The sequence below is a fragment of the Streptomyces abyssomicinicus genome, assembly GCF_008974245.1.
GTDB lineage: Bacteria > Actinomycetota > Actinomycetes > Streptomycetales > Streptomycetaceae > Streptomyces > Streptomyces abyssomicinicus.
The window spans coordinates 521,162-538,992 of the sequence record NZ_BBZI01000008.1; the positions used below are offsets into that span (position 1 = coordinate 521,162).

At 74.9% G+C, this 17,831-nt stretch carries 15 protein-coding genes and 1 pseudogene; 9 read left to right on the plus strand and 7 right to left on the minus strand.

From position 1 onward, the window contains the following. The first annotated feature begins 142 nt into the window (after nucleotides 1-142). The gene (locus tag GBN72_RS19295) at nucleotides 143-766 is read left to right on the plus strand and encodes a hypothetical protein (RefSeq protein ID WP_151773083.1); all 624 of its coding nucleotides are present in this window, start codon (nucleotides 143-145) and stop codon (nucleotides 764-766) included. Continuing rightward, a complete protein-coding gene (locus GBN72_RS19300; RefSeq protein ID WP_151773084.1) occupies nucleotides 763-1,728 on the plus strand; it encodes a nucleotidyl transferase AbiEii/AbiGii toxin family protein in 966 nt (321 codons plus the stop codon). Before GBN72_RS19295 ends, GBN72_RS19300 begins: the two co-directional genes overlap by 4 nt. A 40-nt stretch (nucleotides 1,729-1,768) precedes the next feature. Here the strand turns inward: GBN72_RS19300 and dnaG are convergent, their stop codons facing one another. From dnaG to GBN72_RS19320, 4 genes are all read right to left on the minus strand, one after another. Then, a complete protein-coding gene (gene dnaG / locus GBN72_RS19305) occupies nucleotides 1,769-3,709 on the minus strand; it encodes a DNA primase (RefSeq protein WP_151773085.1) in 1,941 nt (646 codons plus the stop codon). A gap of 81 nt (nucleotides 3,710-3,790) precedes the next feature. Further along, nucleotides 3,791-5,056 (minus strand): NAD(P)/FAD-dependent oxidoreductase, encoded by a 1,266-nt coding sequence (locus GBN72_RS19310; RefSeq protein WP_151773086.1) that lies wholly within the window; start codon nucleotides 5,054-5,056, stop codon nucleotides 3,791-3,793. Between the two features lie 141 nt (nucleotides 5,057-5,197). Then, entirely contained in the window at nucleotides 5,198-6,496 is a 1,299-nt protein-coding gene (locus GBN72_RS19315) for a deoxyguanosinetriphosphate triphosphohydrolase (RefSeq protein WP_151773087.1), read from the minus strand. Between the two features lie 59 nt (nucleotides 6,497-6,555). Continuing rightward, nucleotides 6,556-7,383: a sirohydrochlorin chelatase gene (locus GBN72_RS19320; protein WP_151773088.1), complete on the minus strand. Its 828-nt coding sequence runs from the start codon at nucleotides 7,381-7,383 to the stop codon at nucleotides 6,556-6,558. 171 nt (nucleotides 7,384-7,554) lie between these two features. Between GBN72_RS19320 and GBN72_RS19325 the strand changes: the two genes are divergently transcribed. After that, nucleotides 7,555-8,238 carry a SanA/YdcF family protein gene (locus GBN72_RS19325; RefSeq protein ID WP_246212681.1) on the plus strand — a complete coding sequence of 228 codons (684 nt, stop codon included), beginning with the start codon at nucleotides 7,555-7,557 and terminating at the stop codon, nucleotides 8,236-8,238. 80 nt (nucleotides 8,239-8,318) lie between these two features. Further along, nucleotides 8,319-10,448: a molybdopterin oxidoreductase family protein gene (locus GBN72_RS19330; protein WP_151773090.1), complete on the plus strand. Its 2,130-nt coding sequence runs from the start codon at nucleotides 8,319-8,321 to the stop codon at nucleotides 10,446-10,448. Here GBN72_RS19330 and GBN72_RS19335 read toward each other — a convergent pair. Together GBN72_RS19335 and cutA are read right to left on the minus strand one after the other, a co-directional pair. Continuing rightward, complete coding sequence (locus GBN72_RS19335; RefSeq protein ID WP_151773091.1) at nucleotides 10,420-10,869, minus strand: gamma-glutamylcyclotransferase family protein; 450 nt, start codon at nucleotides 10,867-10,869, stop codon at nucleotides 10,420-10,422. The two genes, GBN72_RS19330 and GBN72_RS19335, sit on opposite strands and share 29 nt — an antisense overlap. Before the next feature lie 92 nt (nucleotides 10,870-10,961). After that, nucleotides 10,962-11,285: pseudogene (gene cutA / locus GBN72_RS19340) on the minus strand (divalent-cation tolerance protein CutA); the annotation flags it as partial. 559 nt (nucleotides 11,286-11,844) lie between these two features. Here cutA and GBN72_RS19345 point away from each other — a divergent pair. Beyond that, nucleotides 11,845-13,095 carry a saccharopine dehydrogenase family protein gene (locus GBN72_RS19345; RefSeq protein WP_151773093.1) on the plus strand — a complete coding sequence of 417 codons (1,251 nt, stop codon included), beginning with the start codon at nucleotides 11,845-11,847 and terminating at the stop codon, nucleotides 13,093-13,095. 36 nt (nucleotides 13,096-13,131) lie between these two features. Here the strand turns inward: GBN72_RS19345 and GBN72_RS19350 are convergent, their stop codons facing one another. After that, nucleotides 13,132-13,920 (minus strand): sulfite exporter TauE/SafE family protein, encoded by a 789-nt coding sequence (locus GBN72_RS19350; protein WP_151773094.1) that lies wholly within the window; start codon nucleotides 13,918-13,920, stop codon nucleotides 13,132-13,134. Between the two features lie 100 nt (nucleotides 13,921-14,020). On the opposite strand from GBN72_RS19350, the gene GBN72_RS19355 reads away from it, so the two are divergent. The 4 genes from GBN72_RS19355 to GBN72_RS19370 all read left to right on the plus strand — a co-directional run bounded on the left by GBN72_RS19355 (nucleotide 14,021) and on the right by GBN72_RS19370 (nucleotide 17,819). Further along, nucleotides 14,021-14,584 carry a GNAT family N-acetyltransferase gene (locus GBN72_RS19355; RefSeq protein WP_151773095.1) on the plus strand — a complete coding sequence of 188 codons (564 nt, stop codon included), beginning with the start codon at nucleotides 14,021-14,023 and terminating at the stop codon, nucleotides 14,582-14,584. Between the two features lie 255 nt (nucleotides 14,585-14,839). Further along, nucleotides 14,840-15,055 carry a hypothetical protein gene (locus GBN72_RS19360; protein ID WP_151773096.1) on the plus strand — a complete coding sequence of 72 codons (216 nt, stop codon included), beginning with the start codon at nucleotides 14,840-14,842 and terminating at the stop codon, nucleotides 15,053-15,055. 143 nt (nucleotides 15,056-15,198) lie between these two features. Beyond that, on the plus strand, nucleotides 15,199-17,319 hold the full coding sequence (locus GBN72_RS19365) for a cellulose binding domain-containing protein (protein ID WP_151773097.1): 2,121 nt from the start codon (nucleotides 15,199-15,201) through the stop codon (nucleotides 17,317-17,319). A gap of 107 nt (nucleotides 17,320-17,426) precedes the next feature. Then, the gene (locus GBN72_RS19370) at nucleotides 17,427-17,819 is read left to right on the plus strand and encodes a DUF6086 family protein (protein ID WP_281371845.1); all 393 of its coding nucleotides are present in this window, start codon (nucleotides 17,427-17,429) and stop codon (nucleotides 17,817-17,819) included. Nucleotides 17,820-17,831: the final 12 nt, after the last annotated feature.

Here is a 17,831-nt window from a genome sequence, read left to right on the forward strand (position 1 = left end):
GCCGGACCCAGTGTGGCGTAGGACACACTCCCCTCACGAGGGTCGTGCGCCGACTTTCTGGGACCGGTGCGTGACGGCTTGATTACCCGCTGGGCGCAAAACTCATGTGCGCCCTAGGAAATCCCTCTGTAATGATCAGCTGATGTCCCGTTCTTCCTACGAAGCGCATCTGACCGTCCGGTGCGCGGGCGGCGCCGCACTGGACCGACTGCGTCGCTGGTCGACGGCGCGCGGCCTCAAGCTGACCCACGTCGTGCTGGCGCGCGGGCGTACGCCGTCCCAGCCGATGCTGACCCTGCGTGACGCCTCCTCCTTCGGCACCCAGTTGACGCGGGCGCGGGAGGTGGCCGCGGCACTGGAGGCGGACGGCTTCCCCGTGGTCCGGGTGAAGGTCGAGTCGGACCCCTGGGCACCGGAGGTACCGCGCGGATCCTGCGGCGGCGAGCGGCACTTCGAGCACCACGTGAAGCTGCGCCTGCCCGCCGGCGCCGACCTGCCGGAACTCGCCGCCCGCATCGCACCGCACGGCGCCCACCTCTCCTGGAACGCCCGCCGGGTCACCGGCGCCGGCCACCACGAGCGCTTCGTCACCCAGCGCTGCCGGGACGTGGACGCGGACGGCGCGGGGCGGGCGCTCGACGCGCTGCTGGGAACCCTGACAGGGCACGAAGTGCTGGATGTGGAGCGGGAGTTCGTGCTGTACGACAGCGACGCGTCGGTGGACGCGGGATGGCTCGATGACATCGGAGAGGGAGCCCCGGAATGAGCGCACCAGGCAATCCGTGGAAGAACCCGCGGTACCACGACCTGCCGAACACCCTGAGCTGGGTGGACGCGGACGGGGTGAGCCAGCAGCCGGTCTTCGACCCGGCGATGAAGCACCGCACCGACGCCTACCGGGCCTCCGAGCCCCGCTTCGAGCACGCCCGGCAGGGCGTGCGGTGGCGTGCCGCGCGGCGGCGGGCGCTGGACCTGGTGCTGGAGGCGGTGGCCGGGTCCGCGTGGTCCGAGGCGCTGGTGCTGCGCGGCAGCGCGCTGATGGCGCTCCGGTTCGGCGAGGAGGCCCGTGAGCCGGGTGACCTGGACTTCGTCGTGACGCCGCACACCCGGCGGATGGAGGACCCCGGCACGCCCCGGATGCTCGAGGAGATCGCCCGGGCCGCGCGGTCCCTGTCCGGATGGGAGGCCGCCTGCCCGGAGATCCACGCCCAGGGCGCGGTGACGGAGGACATCTGGACCTACGAGCGGGTACCGGGCCGCCGCATGGTGCTCCCGTGGTCGGCGCCCGAGGCGTCCGGCCTGCCCGGCGGCACGGTGCAACTGGACTTCGTCTTCAACGAGGAACTGCTCCAGGAGCCGGAGGCGGTGCCGCTGCCCAGCGGTGCCTCGGCACGGGCGGCGACGCTCGAACTGTCCCTGGCCTGGAAGGTGCTCTGGCTGCTCTCCGACCGCTACCCGCAGGGCAAGGACCTCTACGACGCCGTACTGCTGGCCGAACGCGTCCCGCTGTCACGGGAGTTGCTGCGGCCGGTGCTGGAGCGGTGCGAGGACTGGCCGTACCTGAGGAGCCTGGGACGGCTGACGCGCGCGCACCTGGCCGCGCAGCTGGCGGACGTCCAGTGGGCGGAGTTCGTCGTCGACCATCCGCGGTTCGAGGGCCGGCGGCAGGAGTACACGGACCGGCTGCTCGACGCGCTGGAGCCCACCCTGGGCCTGGAGTTGGCCTGAGGGGCGCCGGCAGCCCCCGGAGGGCGCGGCCGGGCCCTGCCTAGAGCGCGGCCGCGCCGCGCTCCCGCAGGGCCTGACCGTACTGCTGGAGGACCCACAACTCGTTCTGCACGGCGGCCAGTTGGGCAGGGTCACCCTGGTGGCCGAGGCGGGCCAGGCTGCTCTGGATCTCACTGATGCGGCGGTCCACCGCGCGGCGGCGGACCGCGACCAGCTGCTCCCCGGCATAGTTCTCGTCCACCGGGCGGCGGACCATGATCGCCTCGACGGCCAGCTCGGTGACCATGGACCGCACGGTGTCGTCGGGGGCGGCGTCGCGGACCCGGATCAGGTACTCCTGCGGATCCCGCGCGCCGGCCTCGGCGCCGCCCGCGTCCAGGACGGCCTGGCGGACCGCCGCGTAGGGCGGGGCGGTGAACTCGTCGACGCCGTACGCGTCGAACGCCGGGGCGACCAGCTCGGGCCGCTGCAGGGCGAGCTTGATCAGCTCGCGCTCGGTGGCGTGCACCGGGTTGCGGAGGTTGAGCGGGGCGCCGGAGGCCGCACGCGAGCCGGGGGCCGCGGGGGCGGCGCCCTGGTGGGCGGCGCCGGGGCCCTCCTGCGGGCGGCGCGGGGCGTTCTCCGGGCCCCGGCCGCCGCGGTCGCGGGCCCAGCGGGCGATCTGGGCGACCCGGCGCACCACGAACTGGGTGTCCAGGATGCCGAGCATGCCGGCGAGCTGCACCGCGACCTCGTGCTGTGCGCCCACGTTCTTGATCTTGGCGACGACCGGGGCGGCCTCGTCCAGCGCGGCGGCCCGCCCGGCGGGGGTGTCCAGGTCGTAGCGGGCGACGATCTGCCGCAGCGCGAACTCGAAGAGCGGGGTGCGGGGCTGGGCCAGCTCGGCGACGGCGTCGTCGCCCTTGGCCAGGCGCAGCTCGCAGGGGTCCATGCCGTCGGGCGCGATGGCGATGTAGGTCTCCGCAGCGAACTTCTGGTCGTCCTCGAAGGCGCGCAGGGCGGCCTTCTGGCCGGCCGAGTCGCCGTCGAAGGTGAAGATCACCCGGGAGGTGCCGTTGTCCATCAGCAGCCGGCGGAGGATCTTGATGTGGTCGCCGCCGAAGGCGGTGCCGCAGGTGGCTATGGCGGTGGTCACTCCGGCGAGGTGGCAGGCCATGACGTCGGTGTAGCCCTCGACGACCACGGCCCGGCTGCTCTTGGCGATGTCCTTCTTGGCGAGGTCGATGCCGTAGAGCACCTGCGACTTGCGGTAGACCGGGGTGTCGGGGGTGTTGAGGTACTTGGGCCCGTTGTCCGACTCGTAGAGCTTGCGGGCGCCGAAGCCGACCACCTCGCCGCCGATGTCGCGGATCGGCCACATCAGGCGGCCGCGGAACCGGTCGATGGGGCCGCGGCGGCCCTCCTGGGCGAGGCCGGAAGTGAGGATCTCCTTGTCGGTGAACCCCTTGCCGCGCAGGTAGCGGGTGAGGTGGTCCCAGCCCTGGGGGCTGTAGCCGACGTTGAAGTGCTCGGCGGCGGCCTGGTCGAAGCCGCGCTCGGCGAGGAAGGCGCGGCCGGTGTCCGCCTCCGGGGCGGTGGCCAGCTGCTCGGCGTAGAACTGGGCGGCGATGCGGTGCGCCTCGATCAGGCGGATGCGTTCGCCGCGCTGGTGGGAGGGGTTGTAGCCGCCCTCCTCGTAGCGGAGGGTGATCCCCGCCTGCGCGGCGAGGCGCTCGACGGCCTCGGAGAAGGTGAGGTGGTCGACCTTCATCACGAACGTGATGGTGTCGCCGCCCTCCTGGCAGCCGAAGCAGTGGAAGAGGCCCTTGGCCGGGCTGACCTGGAACGACGGGGACTTCTCGTCGTGGAACGGGCAGAGGCCCTTGAGGTTGCCGCCGCCGGCGTTCTTGAGCTGCAGGTACTCCGAGACGACGGAGTCGATCGGGACCGCGTCCCGTACCGCCTTCACGTCCTCGTCGTTGATCCTGCCGCCGCCTGCCACGTGCAAATTGTACGGGGGCGATCCGACGCCGCGGTTCCGCCGCCGCGGGGAGGGGACGCGCGCGGCGCCCCCTCCCCCGCGTCAGGCCAGCAGGGATTCCAGGGCGACCCGGGGGTCGGAGAGGGCCTCGGCGTCCACCGGGGCGGCGGCGCGGATGAGGTTCTGGATCGCCGGCGTGACGTCCCACACGTTGACGTTCATCCCGGCCAGCACCCGCCCGTCCTTCAGCCAGAAGGCGACGAACTCCCGCTTGCCCGCGTCGCCCCGGATCACGACCTCGTCGTAGGCGCCCGGCGGGGCCCACCCGGAGTACTCCATGCCCAGGTCGTACTGGTCGGAGAAGAAGTACGGCACCCGGTCGTAGACCACCTCGCGCCCCAGCATCGCGCGCGCCGCCGCCGGGCCGCCGTTGAGGGCGTTGGCCCAGTGCTCGACCCGCAGCCGCGTCCCGAACAGCGGGTGCGGGAACGCCGCCACGTCGCCGGCCGCGAAGACGTGCGGGTCGGAGGTCCGCAGGGAGGCGTCGACCGCGATGCCGCCGCCCTGCTCGCGCGGCACCAGCTCCAGCCCCGCCGCCTCGGCCAGCGCGGTCCGCGGGGCGGCCCCGATCGCGGCGAGCACCGCGTGCGCCGGGTGCTCCTCGCCGTCCTCGGTCCGCGCCGCCAGGACCAGGCCGTCCTGCCCGACGATCCCGGTGAGCCGCGCCCCGAACTGGAACCGCACCCCGTGCTCCCGGTGCAGCTCCGCGAAGACGTTGCCCAGCTCGGGCCCGAGCACGCCGTGCAGCGGCGTGGGGGCGGGCTCGACGACGGTGACCTCCGCCCCGTAGTGCCGCCCCGCCGCGGCGACCTCGAGGCCGATCCAGCCCGCGCCGGCGATCAGCAGGTGCCCGTTGTCCCGGCCGAGCGCGGCCAGCACGCCCTTCAGCCGCTCGGCGTGCGCGAACCGCCGCAGGTGGTGGACGCCCGTCAGGTCGGTCCCCGGCACGTCCAGGCGGCGCGGCTCGGCACCGGTGGCCAGCAGCAGCTTGTCGTAGTGGACGAAGGCGCCGTCGTCGCCGAGCCGCACGGTCCGCGCCGCGGTGTCGATCGCGTCCACGGTCTGCCCGAGGTGGAGCTCGACGTCGTGGGCGGCGTACCAGGCGGGTTCGTGGACGAGCGCGCTGTCGCGGTCCGCCGAGCCGAGCAGGTAGCCCTTGGACAGCGGGGGCCGCTCGTACGGGTGGTCGCGTTCGTCACTGATCACTATCACCCGCCCGCTGAAGCCCTCGGCGCGCAGCGTCTCCGCCGCCTTGGCGCCGGCCAGGCCTCCTCCGACGATGACGAACGTCTGGTCCGCGTCGACCACGGTGTGCCTCCTTCTCCGGGGGTGCCGGATGAGCGTCCCGCACGGAGGCTAGTGCGGAAAGAGAGCCTGCCGAAGAGGCCACGCGGTCCTTCGCCCGGCGGCGGGCGGACCTTTCGGCGGGGTGCGGCGGGCCGGACGGCCCTACACCTGCATGGTGAGCCGGGTGTGCAGCGCCCGGGCCGAGGCGTCGGTGAGGGAGGCGATCTGGTCGACGATCACCCGCTTGCGGGCCCGGTCGTCGCCGGCCGCGTCGAAGAGCGCCGCGAACTGCGGGTCCAGTCCCTCCGGCGCCCGCGCCGTGAGCGCCTCCGCGAGTTCCGCGACGACCACCCGCTGATCGGCCCGCAGCCGCTCCTGCTCCGCCCGCTGCATCACGTACAGGTCGGCGACCGCCTTGAGGACGGCGCACTCCATCCGGGTGGTCCGCGGCACCACGAGCTGCGCCTTGTACCGGGTCAGCCGCCCGTCGCCGTAGGCCGCGCGGGTCGCCGTCTCGGCCGCGGTGCAGAACCGTCCGATGAGCTGGCTGGTGGCGTCCTTCAGCCGCGCCTGGTCGACGGCGGTGCCGTCGTAGCCGTGCGGCCACCAGTCCTGTGCCTGGAGCCGGTCGAGCGCGGCGCCCAGCTCCTCCGGGTCGGTGTCGGCGGGCACGTACCGGGCGTCCAGGACCGCCACGGTGAAGATCTCCCGCCGGTCGGTGGCACTGTGCAGCCGGGAGGGCTGGATGTGGCCGGCGTGCAGCCCGTCCTCGACGTCGTGGACGGAGTAGGCGACGTCGTCGGCCCAGTCCATCACCTGCGCCTCGAAACAGACCCGGTCGCGGGCGGGGGCGTCGGCGCGCACCCAGTCGAAGATCCGCCGGTCCTCGTCGTAGACGCCGAACTTGCGGAAGGCGGGCCCGGCCGGGTGCCCGCCGCGCGCCCACGGGTACTTGGCGGCGGCGTCCAGCGCGGCCCGGCTGAGGTTGAGGCCGACGCTGGTCATCTCGCCGGTGGTGCGGTCGGTGACGAACCGCTTGGGCTCCAGGCGGGTGAGCAGCCGCAGCGACTGGGCGTTGCCCTCGAAACCGCCGCAGTCGGCGGCGAACTCGTCCAGCGCCTGCTCCCCGTTGTGCCCGAACGGGGGATGCCCGAGGTCGTGGGAGAGGCACGCGGCCTCCACCAGGTCGGGGTCGCAGCCGAGGGCGGCGCCCAGTTCCCGGCCGACCTGCGCGCACTCCAGCGAGTGGGTGAGCCGGGTGCGCGGGCTGGCGTCCCACACACGGACGGTGCCGGGGGTGACGACCTGGGTCTTCCCGGCGAGCCTGCGCAGCGCGGCGGAATGCAGCACCCGGGCGCGGTCGCGCTGGAAGGCCGTGCGTCCGGGGCGCTTGTCGGGTTCCGGGGCCCAGCGCTCGACGGCGGACTCGTCGTATCCGGCGGTCGGTTCGTTGCCTGCCATGCAACCGACAGTAAGGGGTGTCGGTGACCGCCGCCGCCCCGTGTGCCTACCCCGTGTGCCTACGCCGGGACCAGGGCGGGGCGCGCGGCGGGATCCGGGAGGCCGGCGGGTCCGGCCGCGGCCCCGTCGTAGCGGTGCAGGACGAGGCGGGCCATGTCGGGGTGGGCGCCGAGCGGGGCGGCGGCGATCCACGGGGCGGCCTCGGCGGTCTCGGTGTGGAAGCGGCCGGGGGCGGTGAAGTAGGAGGCGACGGCCACCTCGGTGCGGCCCCGGGCGGCCAGGGACCGAACGGCCTCGGCGACGGTGGGCGCGGCGGAGGCGTAGGCGGGGACCACGGGCACGCCGAGCCGGGCGGCCAGCGCCGCGGCGGTGCGGCGGATGTCGACGGCGCCGTCGGGGTCGCGGGAGCCGGAGGCGGCGAGCACCACGGCGCGCCGGGCCGACGGCTCGGCGGAGGCGGCGGCGGTCCCGGCGGGGGCCGCAGGCGCGGCGGGCGCCGCAGGCGCACCGGTCCCGGCGGGCGCGGCGGGCCAGCCGGCCTCGGTGAGCCGTTCGTGCAGGGCGCGCACCAGCAGCGGGTGCGGGCCCAGCGGGGGCGCGATCCGGATCCGGGGCGCGCCCACGGCGGCCACGGTGGCCGGGATGTCGTGCTTGACGTGGTACCCGCGGCTGAGCAGCAGCGGCACCAGGACGGCGGGCCGGCCGCCGAGGTCCCGCAGGGTGTCCGCCAGCAACGGCTCGTTCAGTTCCACGTGCCCGAGCCGCACGTCCAGGCCGGGCCGCCGGGAGCGCACCAGGCGGGCGAGCGCCCGCGCGGTCTCCAGGGCGCGGGGGTCGCGGCTGCCGTGCGGCACGAGCACGAGGGCGGGGTGCGAGGTCTCGGACATGGAACCGATCCTCCCCGAAGCAGGTTGCCGCCCGGTTGCGGGCCGGGATCCGCGATGTTTTCCCTCCCATCACAGCGGCCGCCGGACGGATGTGAGCGGCAAGCGGGAACCGGCCCCCGCCCTCCCCGCGTTGGAGGTGGCGTGGGGACATGGTGGGGAAACACGCCGCGCCTGCCGAGGCCGGCGCGACCGCCGCGTCTGCCGCGGACGACGGCGGGCCGCAGGCGGCTGGTGCGTGCGGTGGTGGCGCTCTGCGCGCTGGGGCTGCTGCCGTACGCCTGGGTGTACACGACGGCGGAGGGGCGGCTGCGGACGCCCGGCGAGGTGCCGGAGACCGGCGTGGCGGTGGTGTTCGGGGCCGGGCTGTGGGGCGGCGAGCCCTCCCCGTACCTGGCGCACCGGCTGGACACGGCGGCGGGGCTCTACGCGGACGGCCGGATACGGGCCGTGCTGGTCACCGGGGACAACAGCCGGGAGGAGTACGACGAGCCGGACGCGATGCGCGCCTATCTGGTGGAGCGGGGCGTGCCCGACGCCCGGATCGTCAGCGACTACGCGGGCTTCGACACCTGGGACTCGTGCGCGCGGGCGAAACGGATCTTCGGGGTGGACGAGGCGGTGCTGATCACCCAGGGCTTCCACGTGCGGCGGGCGGTGGCGCTGTGCGAGGAGGCGGGCATCACGTCGTACGGCGTGGCGGCGGCGGGCGACCGGCGCGACGGCGTCTGGTACTACGGCGCGGTGCGGGAGACCCTCGCGGCGGGCAAGGCGGCGCTCGACGCGCTGGTCGAACCGGACCCGATGTTCCTCGGGCCGCGGGAACCGGGCGTCGAGCAGGCCCTCACAGGGCCGTGAGGCGGTCCGGGAGGTCACCGTCCCGGCCGCGTAACCAGGCGCGATCGGCCGCGTAACACGCGCCGCTCACGCTGAGGCGTATGCAGAACACCGCCGCGCCCACGCCCACCCACTGCCCCTACTGCGCCCTGCAGTGCGGCATGAACCTGGCACCCGCCGAGGGGGGCGGCGTGGAGGTGCTGGAACGCGCCGACTTCCCGGTCAACCGGGGCGCCCTGTGCGGCAAGGGCCGCACGGCCCCGGCGGTGCTGGCCCGTGGCGCCCGGCTGACCGGGCCCCTGGTGCGCGGCGCCGACGGGGAGCTGGCCCCGGCGAGCTGGGAGGACGCCCTGGACCGGGTCGCCTCCGCCCTGGCCGGCACCCGCGCGCGGCACGGCGCGGACGCGGTGGGCGTCTTCGGCGGCGGCGGCCTCACCAACGAGAAGGCGTACACGCTGGGCAAGTTCGCCCGGGTGGCGCTCGGCACCTCGCAGATCGACTACAACGGGCGGTTCTGCATGTCGTCCGCGGCGGCCGCCGGCACCAGGGCGTTCGGGCTGGACCGGGGGCTGCCGTTCCCGCTGGAGGACATCCCGCGCACCGGGTGCGTGATCCTGGTCGGCTCCAACCCGGCCGAGACCATGCCGCCGTCGCTGCGCTACTTCACCGAACTCCGCGACAACGGCGGCACGCTGATCGTCATCGACCCGCGCCGCACCCGCACCGCCGAGCAGGCCGACCTGCACATCGCGCCCCGCCCGGGCACCGATCTCGCCCTGGCGCTGGGCCTGCTGCACCTGGTCGTCGCCGAGGGGCGGACCGACGAGGAGTACATCGCCGGGCGGACCACCGGCTGGGAGGAGGCCCGGGCCGCGGCGATGGCGCACTGGCCGGAGTACGTGGAGCGGATCACCGGTGTGCCGGTGCCCCAGCTCCGCGAGGCGGTGCGGATGTTCTGCGAGCCCGAGGCGGCGATGGTGCTCACCGCGCGCGGCCCCGAGCAGCAGTCCAAGGGGACCGACACGGTCGGCGCGTGGATCAACCTCTGCCTGGCCACCGGCCGCCCCGGCCGCCCGTACTCCGGCTACGGCTGCCTCACCGGCCAGGGCAACGGTCAGGGCGGGCGCGAGCACGGTCAGAAGGCGGACCAGCTGCCCGGCTACCGCAAGCTCGACGACCCGGAGGCGCGCCGCCACGTCGCCGAGGTGTGGGGCGTCGACCCGGACTCGCTGCCCGGCCCCGGCCGCAGCGCCTACGAACTCCTGGACGCCCTCGGCACCGACATCCGCGCGCTGCTGCTGATGGGGTCCAACCCGGTGGTCTCCGCGCCGCGCGCCGCGCACGTCGAGGACCGGATCCGCTCGCTGGACTTCCTCGCCGTGGCCGACGTGGTGCTCTCCGAGACGGCGGCGCTGGCCGACGTGGTGCTCCCGGTCACCCAGTGGGCCGAGGAGACCGGCACCACGACCAGCCTGGAGGGCCGGGTGCTGCTCCGGCGGCAGGCCCTCACCCCGCCCGAGGGGGTCCGCGGCGACCTGCACGTGATGCGTGAGCTGGCCGCCCGGCTCGGCGTCGAGAAGGGGTTCTCCGAGGACCCCGAGGAGGTCTTCGAGGAGCTGCGCCGGGCCAGCGCCGGCGGCCTCGCGGACTACTCCGGGATCACCTACCGGCGGCTGGCCGCGGAGAACGGCGTGTTCTGGCCCGCCCCGGAACCCGAGGAGGCGGGCGCCGCGCCGCACCCCGGCACGCCCCGGCTGTTCCTCGACCGGTTCGCCCACCCGGACGGCCGGGCCCGCTTCGTGCCGGTCGCCCACCGGGCGTCGGCGGAGGAGCCGGACGAGGAGTTCCCGCTGCTGCTCACCACCGGGCGGGTGGTCTCCCAGTACCAGTCCGGTGCGCAGACCCGCCGGGTCGCCGAGCTGAACGCGGCGGCGCCCGGGCCGTTCGTGGAGCTCCACCCGCGGCTGGCGGAGCGGCTCGGGGTGGCGGAGGGGGACCGGCTCGCGGTCGTGTCGCGGCGGGGGCGGGCGTACGCCCCGGCCCGCGTCACCGGCACGATCCGGCCGGACACCGTCTTCATGCCGTTCCACTGGTACGGCGAGGGCCGGGTCAACACCCTGACCAACCCGGCGCTGGACCCGGTCTCCCGGATGCCGGAGTTCAAGACCTGCGCGGTCCGCGTGGAACGCGCCGTGGACGAGGTCAGCGGGCGAACCAGTCCCCGCTCGTGACGATCCGTGCCTCGGCCCGCAGCCGGGCCGCCAGGCGCGGGGCGGCGAGGTAGACCCAGGCGGCGACCGGCGCCCCGTCGGCGGTGCGGGTGACCTCGCGGACGGCGCGGACGTAGAGGCTGGACGGGTCGCCCGGACGGTGGTCCTCGAGCTGGTCCAGCGCCGCCAGCACCTGTTCGTAGCCGTCCTCCCGCAGGGTCATCAGCTCGCCCCGCACGACGGTGGTCGCGGCGTCCGCGGCCGGGTCCTCGAGCGCGTACGGGTAGCCGGGTCCCTCGTGCAGGACCGCGCCCCGCAGGGTGGCGGGCTCCTCGGCGGTGGTGCGGCCCAGGAGGAAGTCGGGGTGGTAGAGCCCGCCGGGGCGCAGCGTGCCGTAGACGAAGACCGGGAGCCGCTCGGCCCGCCCGGTGCGCCCGGTCACCGCGCCGCTCCCGGGCCGGCGTGCCGCGTCCCCGGCCCCTCATCCGAGTCCTGCGCCTGCCCCCGCACCGGCGGCTGCGCCACGTCCCCCTGCGCGTCCGGCGCCGTCTCCTCCTCGATCCACCGCAGGTACGCCGCATCGCCCCTCACGAGGGGCGTGGCGATGATCTCGGGCGTCTCGTAGTCGTGCGCGGCGCGCAGACACGCTTCCAGGGCGTCGTACCGGGCGGCGGCAGTCTTGAACAGCACCTGCCACTCGGAAGCAGTCTCCACCTTTCCCTTCCAGCGGTACACCGAGGTCACCGGCCCGGTGATCTGCGCGCAGGCGGCGAGCCGTGCCTCCACGGCGCCGCTCGCCAGCGCCTGTGCCGTCTCCAGGGAGCCGGTGGTGGTGAGCACGGTGAGCCAGTCGGTCATGGTCGTCGTCCCTCCGCGTGGGTCCGCCGTGGGGACCGCCGTCGGGCCCCTCGTGGGGAGCGTCGTGCGTCCGGTGTCGTCACGCCGGTCGGGCCCATTGTCCGTCACCCGTTCGCCCGCCCGCCGCGGGCGCCCTCCCGGGTCCGAGGCCGCGGCCGTGAGCTGGGCGAACACCTCGGAGCGCGGGCGCGGAGCGTGCCTCCCCGGCGGCCGTTCGGCAAGCGCTCCGGGACGCCTGCCGGTTACCTCGTCAGTGCAGGGGCGCGGGAGTGGGCGGCACTCCCGCATCGCCGGGCGAGAGCGACGGGACTGCCGGACAACTCCGCTGTCCGTCGCCGGCCACCGCGCGCCCCTCCCCCTCCGGGGCGCGACGCCCCTCACTCCCCGGAGGGGCCGCCCGCCTCCCGCTCCCGGCGGGCGCGGCGGCCGGCGCCACCGGGACACCCCGTCGGCCGCGGCGGCCGGCGCCACCGGGGTGTCCGGGGCCGTCACGCCGTGGAAGACTCCGTGGACCAGCACCTTCCGCGGTCGGTCGCGGGCGAGGAACGGAGCGCAGCGGATGAGCGGGCGAGAGTTCGACCTGGTCCTGTTCGGCGCCACCGGCTTCGTGGGGGCGCTCACCGCCGAGTACCTGGCCCGGGCCGCCCCCGCAGGCACCCGTATCGCGGTGGCGGGCCGCTCGCCGGAGAAGCTGGACGTCCTCCTGCGGAGACTCGGCCACGGCGCCGCCGGATGGCGGACGATCGTCGTGGACGCGGGCAGTCCCGCCGCCCTGGCGGCGATGGCGGGGCGGACCACGGTCGTCGTCACCACGGTCGGCCCCTACGCCCGTTACGGCCTGCCCCTGGTGGAGGCCTGCGCCCGGGCCGGGACCCACTACGCCGACCTCACCGGGGAGCCGCTGTTCGTCCGCGACTGCGTCGACCGGTTCGACCGGATCGCCGCCGACTCCGGCGCGAGGATCGTCAACTCCTGCGGGTTCGACTCGGTCCCCTCCGACCTGAACGCCTACCTGCTCCACCGCAGGCTGGCCGAGGACGGAGCCGGCCGGATGACCGACACCACGCTCGTGGCGGCCCTCAAGGGCGGCATGAGCGGTGGCACCGTCGACTCCGGCATCACCCAGATGGCGGCCGTCGCCGCCGACCCTGCCCTGGCGCGGGTCGTCGCCGACCCCTACGCCCTCAGCCCCGACCGGGACCGCGAACCCGATCTCGGCGCTCAGCCGGACCACGCGCTGCGCCGGGCCGGCACCGTCGACCCCGGCCTGTCCGGTTGGGTGACCACCTTCATCATGGCGTCGCACAACACGAAGATCGTGCGCCGCAGCGCGGCCCTGCTCGACTGGGCCTACGGCCGCGACTTCCGCTACCGGGAGGTCATGTACGCCGGGAGGTCCCCGGTGGCGCCGGCCGTGGCGGCGGGGGTCGCCGGGGCGCTGGCGGCGTTGCAGGCGTGGGGGCCCGTCATCGCCCGCGGCCCGGGCCTGCGGATGCTGCGCCGCCTCGCCCCCGCGCCCGGGACCGGGCCGGACGAGAAGGCCCGCGCGAGCGGCCACTTCACGATGACCACCTTCACCCGCAGCACCACGGGGGCCCGCTACCGCGCCGTGTTCGCCGCACAGGGCGACCCCGGTTACCGGTCCACGGCGGTGATGCTCGGCGAGAGCGGGCTCGCGCTCGCCCTCGACGGAAAGCGGCTCCCCGGCGCCGCCGGCGTCCTCACCCCTGCCACCGCCATGGCCGACGCCCTCGGCGAGCGGCTCCGCGCGGCCGGTTTCACCCTCACCACCGCGCCGGCCGGCGCCTGAGTCCTGCGGCGGCCGGCGTCCGCCTCCCTCCGGCGGTCAGGCCAGCCACTGGTCGTAGGCCATCTTGACGACCAGCGCGAAGACCACGGTGAGCAGCACGCCGCGGACGAAGCCGCTGCCGCGCTTGAGGGCGGTGCGGGCGCCGAGGGTGCCGCCGATCAGGTTGAAGACGGCCATCACCGCGGCCAGCTGCCAGAAGACGGTGCCCTTCCACGCGAACATCGCCAGCGCGCCGGCGTTGGTGCAGCAGTTGACGATCTTCGCGGTGGCGGAGGCGCGGACCAGGTCCAGATGGAGGATCGCGGTGAGCGCGAGCACCAGGAAGGTGCCGGTGCCGGGCCCTATCAGGCCGTCGTAGAACCCGATGCCGACTCCGGCGAGACCGATGGCGGCCAGCACCCGCCGCCGGGAGACCGGCGCGGTGGAGGGCGCCTGGCCGAAGGCCGGCCGCAGGATCACGAACGCGCCGACGGCCAGCAGCACCACCATCACTATCGGCTTCAGCACCTCGGTACTGAGTCCGGCCGCCACCAGCGCGCCGCCGCTCGACCCGGCGAGGGCGGCGAGCCCGATCTTCACGGCGGTGCCGACGTCCACCGGGGTACGGCGCGCGTAGGTGATCGCGGCGCCGGTGGTCCCGACGATGGCGACGGCCTTGTTGGTCCCCAGCGCGTACTGCGCGGCGTGCGCCCCGCCGGCCGGGAGGCCGAGCAGCAGCGCGGGCAGCAGCAGGAGCCCGCCGCCTCCGACCACGGCGTCTATCCAGCCGGCGGCGAGGGCGGCGACGCAGAGCACGACGAGGACGGACAGCGGTATCTCGGGCATGATCGTCACCCTACGAAGGCGTCAGGTGTACCGTCCACGAACTTGAGTGGCTTCTGAGCTTGTGTCTTCTCCCGGTCCGGCCCGCCGCCGGCGTGGCAGCATGACGGGCGTGACGACCGCGGGGTGGATCGGGCCGGCGCACCACGAGGCCGAGGTGACGGCGCGCCGTGAGGCCGGGGTGGTGCTGCGGCGGCGGGCCGACGCCGATCTGCCCGGCTGCGTGCAGGTGCTGCGCGCGGTGCACGACCAGGACGGCTACCCGTCGAACTGGCCCGCGGACCCGGCGGCCTGGCTGACCCCGCCGTCCCCGCGGGCAGCCTGGGTGGCGGAGCGCGACGGCCTGATCGTGGGACACGTGGCCCTCGCACGTCCCGGCGAGGACGACGAGGCACCCGGCCGGTGGGGCGACACCGCCGGGGCCGGGGTGGTCAACCGCCTGTTCGTCTCCCCCGCCGCCCGGGGCCTCGGCCTGGGCGCGGCCCTGCTGGACCGCCTGACCGCGGAGGCCGCCGCCGCCGGGCTGCACCCGGTCCTCGACGTCCTCGCCACCGACACCGCCGCCGTCGCCCTCTACGAGCGCCTCGGCTGGCGGCACCTGGGCGACGCCACCCCGCGGTGGGCGGACCGGGCGGTGACCGTGCGCTGTTACGCGGCCCCGTCGTAGCCCGCGGCCCCGGGGCCGGGTCACCCCTCACCGTTCCGCCCCTTCCCGGTCAGCACGTCCGTGGCCGGGGTGAGGGTGGTGTGCGCGATGCCGCCCTCACCCGCGCGAGGTCTCGCGCCGCCGGGGCATCATGTCTCCATGTCGAACGCCCCGAGCCCCGCATGGGTACTGGTCGCCGCCCACCGGAACGTCAGCGGCGCGCCCCGTCCGCCGGCCGCCCTCCGGGCTTGACTGCGCGAGCGCGGCATCGACTGGATGCCGTTCGCCGGTGAGGAGATCCGCCTGGACCTCCTCCAGTGCGCCGGTCCAGACGGCGGCCGGCAGTGCGTGGTGGCGATCCGCGTCCACCCCGACGCCCTGCGCCGGCTGGGACTGCACCCCGAGCAGCCGACGGCCCGCGTCACCGGCCCCACCCCTCCGGCCTGGTGGCACGCGGAGGCGGAACGGCTCGCCTCGCGGCGGGAGATCTGAGGGGCGAACCACCGCCGTCCGCCCCATTGACGCGGTCATGCCTCCCCCGCATCATCGTGGGAGCGCTCCCACCCCTCGTGTCACACCACCGACCAGACACCGGGCGCCGTGCCGATGCCGCACGCGCCCGAGGAGGACACGTCATGCCGCTCGCACACCGCCTCGCCGACGCCCGGTTACGCCCGCCCCGGCCCTCCGGCGGCGGCCGCAGACGCCCGGCCGCCGCCCTGGCCTGCGCCCTGGCCACCGTGGCCGCGCTGGCCGCCGTCCCCCCGGCCCCGGCGGCCGCCGACCAGGCCGCCGAGGCGGCGACCGTCGAGGTCTCCGTCAACGCTGGCGCGGGCCTCGGCACGATCGACAAGGCGGCGTTCGGCGTGAACACCGCGATCTGGGACTCGCACATGAACGACCCCGAGGTGGCCGACCTCATGAGCGCGGCGGGCGTCGGGGTGATGCGCTACCCCGGCGGCTCCTACGGCGACATCTACCACTGGAAGGACCACACCGCCCCCGGCGGCTACGTGGCCCCGGGCACCAGCTTCGACGAGTTCATGGGCACCGTCCGCGCCACCGGCTCCCAGCCGATGATCATCGCGAACTACGGCACCGGCACCCCGCAGGAGGCCGCCGACTGGGTCCGCTACGCCAACGTCACCCGCGGTTACGGCGCCAAGTACTGGGAGATCGGCAACGAGATCTACGGCAACGGCCACTACGGCAGCGGCTGGGAGGCCGACGACCACCCGGACAAGAGCCCCCGGGAGTACGCGCGCAACGTCCTCGCCTACGCCGAGGCCATGAAGGCCGTCGACCCGACGATCAAGATCGGCGCCGTGCTGACCACCCCGGGCGACTGGCCCGACGGCATCACCGGCGAGGGTGACGCGGCCGACTGGAACCACACCGTGCTCTCCGCCGTCGCCGGCACCGTCGACTTCGCCGTCGTGCACTCCTACCCCGGCGGGGCCACCGCCGACGAGGCCCTGGACCGGGCCAACCGGCTGCCGGGGCAGCTGCGCGAGGTCCGCCGCCAGATCGACCGCTACGCCGGGGCGCGCTCCTCGAAGATCGGCATCGCCCTCACCGAGGTCAACTCCAACGTCCAGATGAACAGCCGCCCCAACGGCCTGTTCGCCGCGGACACCTACATGACGGCGCTGGAGAACGGCGTCTTCAACGTCGACTGGTGGAACACCCACAACGGCCCGGACAAGGTCCAGACGGTGGACGGCGACACCGACTTCAACGACTACGGCCTGCTCTCCAGCGGCGGCTGCGTCGGTGACGTCTGCCAGCCGGCCGTCAACACGCCGTTCCACCCCTACTTCGGCCTGAAGTCCCTCACCAAGCTCGGGCGTCCGGGCGACACCATGGTCGCCTCCTCGACCAGCGACGACCAGGTCTCCTCGCACGCCGTGCACCGCGCCGACGGCACCCTGAGCGTGATGCTGATCAACAAGGACCCGGACGCCACCCACACGGCGCGGATCGACTACGCCGGGTTCACCCCGACCACCCAGGCGCCGGTCGTCCACCGCTACGGCCGCGGCGACACCGACGTCACCCGGGTCACCGCGACCACCGGCGGCGTGCAGGAACTGCCGCCCTACTCGATCACCACGGTGACCGTCTCCCCGCACTCGGCGGCCGCCTCGGTCGGCGCGCCCGGCGCCCCGAAGGTCACCTCCGTGGACAGCTCCACCGCGACCGTGAGCTGGACCGCCCCCGCGAACGGCAAGGCGGTGCGCTACGAGGTCTACGAACGCCTGGGCACCAACGCCCAGTTGCTCGGCAGCTCGACCTCCACCTCGGCCACGCTGCACAACCTCCCGCCGGGCTCCGAGCACACCGTCAACGTCCTCGCCCGGGACGCCGACGGCCGGCTCTCCCGCCCGTCGGAGCCGCTGACCTTCGCCACCACCGCGCCGCGGGACAGCAGCTGCCTGGTCAACTACCGCGTGGACACCGGCTGGGGCAACGGCTTCGTCGCCACCGTCACGGTGTCCAACCTGGCCGACACCGCGATCAACGGCTGGACGCTGGACTTCGCCTGGCCCTCCTCCGGCCAGTCGGTCCAGAGCTCCTGGAACGCCAATGTGACCGGCTCGGGTACGCGCGTCCACGTGACCGACAACGGCCAGAACGCGCTGCTGGCCCCGAAGGGCGGCTCCACCGCCACGTTCGGGTTCGTCGGCGCCAACGACGGGGCCAACCCGACGCCGACGACGTTCACCCTCAACGGCACGGTCTGCCGCACCTCCTGACCGGCCTGCCCCGCCCCGGCGGGCCACGTCCGCCGGACCCCGCCCCCGGGCCGGGTCCGGCGGACGCCGCGCACCCGCCCGCGGTACCGGCGCCCCCGGCACCGCCGGTGTTCCGGCGAGGCTCTACGATCGGCGTCCGCCGGGGAAAGGGGCGGTCCGGGTCCGGGCCGATGATCAACGACGAGTGCGACGTCGACGCCGCCGCCCTGGAGGTCTTCGCCAACGCCCTTCCGGACCACCACCGGCGGACGATCCACGCGATCCGCGCCATTCTCTGCGAAGGTTTCGTCGCCACCGCCCTGGCGCCGGCCGAACGGGCCGGGGCCGCGCTGCGGTGGGAGGCACCGCGGGACGAGCGGGCACGGCTGCGGGCACAACTGCCCGCCGACTCCGCCGAGGTCGTCGCCTCTGCGGAGGACGAGGGACTGCGCGCGATGCGGGAAGCGGTCCGGTGGCTCGACGGACGGATGGGCCCGGTGACCGGCCGGTACGACGACTGACGCCCGACTCCC

Coding starts and splice junctions, on each gene's coding strand:
- GBN72_RS19295 (WP_151773083.1), top strand. CDS start 143: ATGTCCCGTTCTTCCTACGAAGCGCATCTGACCGTCCGGTGCGCGGGC.
- GBN72_RS19300 (WP_151773084.1), top strand. CDS start 763: ATGAGCGCACCAGGCAATCCGTGGAAGAACCCGCGGTACCACGACCTG.
- GBN72_RS19315 (WP_151773087.1), bottom strand. CDS start 6,496: ATGGCAGGCAACGAACCGACCGCCGGATACGACGAGTCCGCCGTCGAG.
- GBN72_RS19320 (WP_151773088.1), bottom strand. CDS start 7,383: ATGTCCGAGACCTCGCACCCCGCCCTCGTGCTCGTGCCGCACGGCAGC.
- GBN72_RS19330 (WP_151773090.1), top strand. CDS start 8,319: ATGCAGAACACCGCCGCGCCCACGCCCACCCACTGCCCCTACTGCGCC.
- GBN72_RS19345 (WP_151773093.1), top strand. CDS start 11,845: ATGAGCGGGCGAGAGTTCGACCTGGTCCTGTTCGGCGCCACCGGCTTC.
- GBN72_RS19350 (WP_151773094.1), bottom strand. CDS start 13,920: ATGCCCGAGATACCGCTGTCCGTCCTCGTCGTGCTCTGCGTCGCCGCC.
- GBN72_RS19355 (WP_151773095.1), top strand. CDS start 14,021: ATGACGGGCGTGACGACCGCGGGGTGGATCGGGCCGGCGCACCACGAG.
- GBN72_RS19360 (WP_151773096.1), top strand. CDS start 14,840: ATGCCGTTCGCCGGTGAGGAGATCCGCCTGGACCTCCTCCAGTGCGCC.
- GBN72_RS19365 (WP_151773097.1), top strand. CDS start 15,199: ATGCCGCTCGCACACCGCCTCGCCGACGCCCGGTTACGCCCGCCCCGG.